The 3740-nt window shown below is 70.2% G+C and carries 3 protein-coding genes and 1 pseudogene; 3 read left to right on the top strand and 1 reads right to left on the bottom strand.

Features of this window, described 5'->3' with window-relative positions:
* A pseudogene (locus tag ACE3TU_RS20100) lies at positions 1 to 364 on the top strand (RraA family protein); the annotation flags it as partial.
* On the opposite strand, the gene ACE3TU_RS20105 reads toward ACE3TU_RS20100, so the two are convergent.
* A complete protein-coding gene (locus tag ACE3TU_RS20105) occupies positions 365 to 1195 on the bottom strand; it encodes a YiiX/YebB-like N1pC/P60 family cysteine hydrolase (RefSeq protein ID WP_374627473.1) in 831 nt (276 codons plus the stop codon).
* A 166-nt stretch (positions 1196 to 1361) separates the two neighbouring features.
* On the opposite strand from ACE3TU_RS20105, the gene ACE3TU_RS20110 reads away from it, so the two are divergent.
* A complete protein-coding gene (locus ACE3TU_RS20110) occupies positions 1362 to 2705 on the top strand; it encodes a flavin monoamine oxidase family protein (protein ID WP_374627475.1) in 1344 nt (447 codons plus the stop codon).
* A 73-nt stretch (positions 2706 to 2778) separates the two neighbouring features.
* Positions 2779 to 3612 carry a tetratricopeptide repeat protein gene (locus ACE3TU_RS20115; RefSeq protein ID WP_374627477.1) on the top strand — a complete coding sequence of 278 codons (834 nt, stop codon included), beginning with the start codon at positions 2779 to 2781 and terminating at the stop codon, positions 3610 to 3612.
* The last annotated feature ends 128 nt before the right edge of the window (positions 3613 to 3740 follow it).

Consider the following 3740-nt stretch of genomic DNA (forward strand, 5'->3'; position numbering starts at 1 on the left):
TCTCTCCACCCGCGCCCGTCATCTCCAGGCGGCGGGCTTCCTGACCGACGGCGCGGCGCGTGACGTCGTCGCCATCCGCGCCATGGGCTTCCCCGTCTTCACGGCGGCCCTGTCGCCGGCCGACACGCAATATCGCGGCATGATGGTGGAGAAGGACGTGCCGATCACCATCGGCAACGTGACCATCGCCCCCGGTGATATCGTCGTCGGAGATGTCGACGGCGTCGTGGTGGTGCCGCGGGCTCAGGCTCTCGCCGTGCTTTCGACCGCCATGACCAAGATCACCGGCGAGCGGCGCATGCGCGCCGATCTCGAGGCCGGCATGCCGCTCGCGGAGGCCTTCCGCAAGCACGGCCTGCTCTGATCAGGACACCGGGCTGAGGCTCGGCGATTCGGTATGGCCGGTCGCCGGCTCGCCGTCGGGCAACGCGTCGCTCCACTGCAGCTTCTTGTAGTTGAAGCCGCGCTGGATCGTCGGCTTGACGATGGCGAAATAGGGCGAGATGTCGAAGTCGCGCGGCGCATAGAGCGAATGGTGGCGGATGTGCAGCACCTCGCGCCGTGCGGCGTCACCCTTCACCCGCTGCTCGCCGGCCTTGGCGCTGCGCTCGACTTTCGGAAGGATCGGGTAGCGGACCGCCTCGAAGGCCTGGGCGATCAGCGTCGAGCAGATCGCGCGCGTCGGGTCGCCCGAGCCGAAGGCGATCATCCGCCGCCGCCAGCGCACCGGCACCGGCATGGGGATGAGGAAGCGCAGCATGTCGAGGATGTTCTTCAGGTCGTAATCGAGGCCGATGCGCTCGACCATGTAACGACAGGCCTGCTGCTGATCCTGTTCTGTCAGGCCGACAGGGCGGCAGATGCGCGTGTGGAAGTTGCGGTACTTGGAGAGCGGGGCGGAAATGACACCGTCGCCGAGATAGGCCTCGACCAGCACATGGGGCTCGCCGTCGGGTTCGCAGGCACCCTCGATCGGACCGACATACATGGCGGCATGCGACCAGGTCGACTGGGTCAGGTACTTGATGACGGCGGAGATGCGGGTGTCGCCTTCCACCAGCAGGATGTCGCCGGGGCGCAGCGAGGCGCGCAGGGCATGGGGGTCGCTCGGCGTCGTCGGCTCGTAACCCGGCGAGCGTTTGTCAAGGATCGCGGCGATGCGGCGTCCCAGAGCGTCGAGAATGCGGTCTCCCATGATGGTCCCTCCCCAGGGACGTCCGTTTCTTGGACGTTGACTGTTTGTCGCAAACCCTTGCCAAGCGGTTCACGATGCGGAGACAGAGTGGCCAAGACGCTGCCATTCGCCTGTGATAGGCGTCACGTATGAGCGGGATTCGCCAGTTACGATGAACGGACCCTTGATGACCCGGCGCACCGTGCTCGCCGCATCGGCCGCCCTGCCCGCCGCCCCGGCCCTCGCCCAGACCGCGCGCCCCCTGCCGGCGGAAGTCGATGTGGTGGTGATCGGTGCGGGTGCCGCCGGCATCGCCGCGGCCCGCAAGCTGCAGGCCGCCGGACGGTCGGTGATCGTGCTGGAGGCCAAGGACCGCAGCGGCGGGCGCTGCATCGCCGACACCGTCAATTTCGGCATGCCGATGGACCTCGGCGCCCACTGGATCCATGCCCCGTCAGACAACCCTCTGGTCGATCTCGCCCGCGCGGCGGGCTTCCAGCTCTATGATGATCCCGAGCGGCCGCGCCTGCTGATCAAGGGGCGCAGCCCGCGCGAGGGCGAATGGGAGGGCTTCGCCGCCGCGCTGACGCGGGCGCAGCGGGCGATCCTCGACGCCGGCGAGGCGGGCCGCGAGGTCTCGCTCGCCGCCGCCATGCCGACCAACCTCAGGGACTGGCAGCCGACCATCGAGTTCCTGAAAGGCGCCTGGGATTCCGGCAAGGACACGGCCGAGATCTCCTGCGTCGACTTCTACAACGCCATCGAGACCCGCGACCTGTTCTGCCGCCAGAGCTATGGCGCCATCCTGGCGAAGCTCGCCGAGGGCCTGCCGATCCGCCTGTCGACGGCGGTGACGAAGGTCGACTGGTCCGGGCGCGGCGTCGCTGTCGAGACGCCGGCGGGCACCATCCGGGCCCGCGCCGCCATCGTCACCGCCTCGACATCGGTGCTGGCGTCGGGGGCGATCCGCTTCACGCCGGCCCTGCCGAAGCGCCAGGCGGATGCCATCGCCGCGCTGTCCTGCGGCGCCTACGAGCACCTCATCGTGCACCTGCCCGGCAACCCGATGGACGCCAGGCCGGACGAGCCCTTCGTGGTGAAGGCGGACACCGCGGCGACCGCCAAGCCCCTCGCCCGCATCGGCGGCTCCGACTGGTGGTATCTCGACATTGGCGGCCGCTTCGGCCGCGACCTCGCCAATGCCGGCCCGACGGCCATGAAGGCCTTCGCCGCCGAGTTCATCGGCAACGAGTTCGGCCCCCAGGCCCGTCGCGTCATGGGGGAGGTCCATGTCACCTCCTGGACGACAGATCCCTTCATCCGTGGAGCCTGGTCGGTGGCAGGCCCCGGTGCGACGCCCCAGCGCCTGCGCCTCGCCGAACCCGTCGGCCAGCGGGTGCTGATCGCGGGGGAGGCGACGGACGACGGGCTGTGGGGCACGGTCGGCGGCGCCTGGGCCTCCGGCGAGCGGGCGGCCGATCAGGCGCTGCGCTGGATCAGTCCGCGCCCCGCATCCGGCCGGCGCCGCTGACCGGTTCTTAGCGGCTCGTTAACGTTAACGGATTATGACCTGAACACCGCCCGGCCCGACCGCGGAGTTCGTCATGTCAGTATCCATTCGTCCCCGTCCGCTCATTCTTCTCGTCGCCTGCGCCGCCCTCGTCTCCGGTGGCTGCTCGCTCAGCGCCCGTCGCGGCGGCGGCGATGTCACCGGATCGATCCCCGGCGGCTCCTATACGGAACAGACCGCCCGCGCCGAGATCGAGAGCCTTGCCGCGCGCTACCGTTCGAGCCCCGAGGATGCCGCCAACGCCATGCGCTACGGCCGCGCCCTGCGTGCGACCGGGCAGGCGGCGCAGGCCGTCGCCGTGCTCGAGCGTGTCGCCATCCGCGATCCCCGCAATCTCGCGCTGATGGGCGAATACGGCCGCGCGCTGGCCGACGTCGGCCGCCACGAGCAGGCGCTGCAGGTGCTCGGCCGCGCTCATCGCCCGGACCAGCCGGACTGGCGCATCTACAACGTCCAGGCCTCGATCTACGACCAGATGGGCCGCTCGACGGAAGCCCAGGCGCTCTACAACGACGCCCTGAAGATCGCCCCCGGCGAGCCCTCGGTCCTCGCCAATCTCGGCCTCTCCCATGCCCTCTCGCGCCAGCTGCCGCAGGCCGAGCAGGCGCTGCGCCAGGCCGCCGCCCATCCGCGCGCCGACCGCCGGGTCAGGCAGAACCTCGCGCTCGTCGTCGGCCTGCAGGGGCGCTTCGCCGAAGCCGAGGAGATCGCCCGCAAGGACCTGCCGCCGGCCGAGGCCGAGCAGAACGTCGCCTATCTGCGCTCCATGGTGACGCAGCAGAACTCCTGGGCCGCCATCCGCCAGAGCGAGCGCCGCGGTGCGCCGCAGCGTCCGGCGGCATCGGCCCCGGCCCAGCCGCGGGGGTAAGGCGTCGGGGCGGCGTTCATGCCCGCGTCTTCGCCTGCTCGGACTTGCCTGCCTTGCACCAGCCAAGTGCGTCCTTCGAGGCTCGGCTATCGCCTCGCACCTCAGGATGAGGGACGTTGCGGATGGCA

It is taken from the genome of Devosia sp., assembly GCF_041917035.1.
GTDB lineage: Bacteria > Pseudomonadota > Alphaproteobacteria > Rhizobiales > Devosiaceae > Devosia_A.

Bases quoted from the DNA above. Each gene is read 5' to 3' on its own strand.
- ACE3TU_RS20110 (WP_374627475.1), top strand. From the start codon at position 1,362: ATGACCCGGCGCACCGTGCTCGCCGCATCGGCCGCCCTGCCCGCCGCC.
- ACE3TU_RS20115 (WP_374627477.1), top strand. From the start codon at position 2,779: ATGTCAGTATCCATTCGTCCCCGTCCGCTCATTCTTCTCGTCGCCTGC.
- ACE3TU_RS20105 (WP_374627473.1), bottom strand. From the start codon at position 1,195: ATGGGAGACCGCATTCTCGACGCTCTGGGACGCCGCATCGCCGCGATC.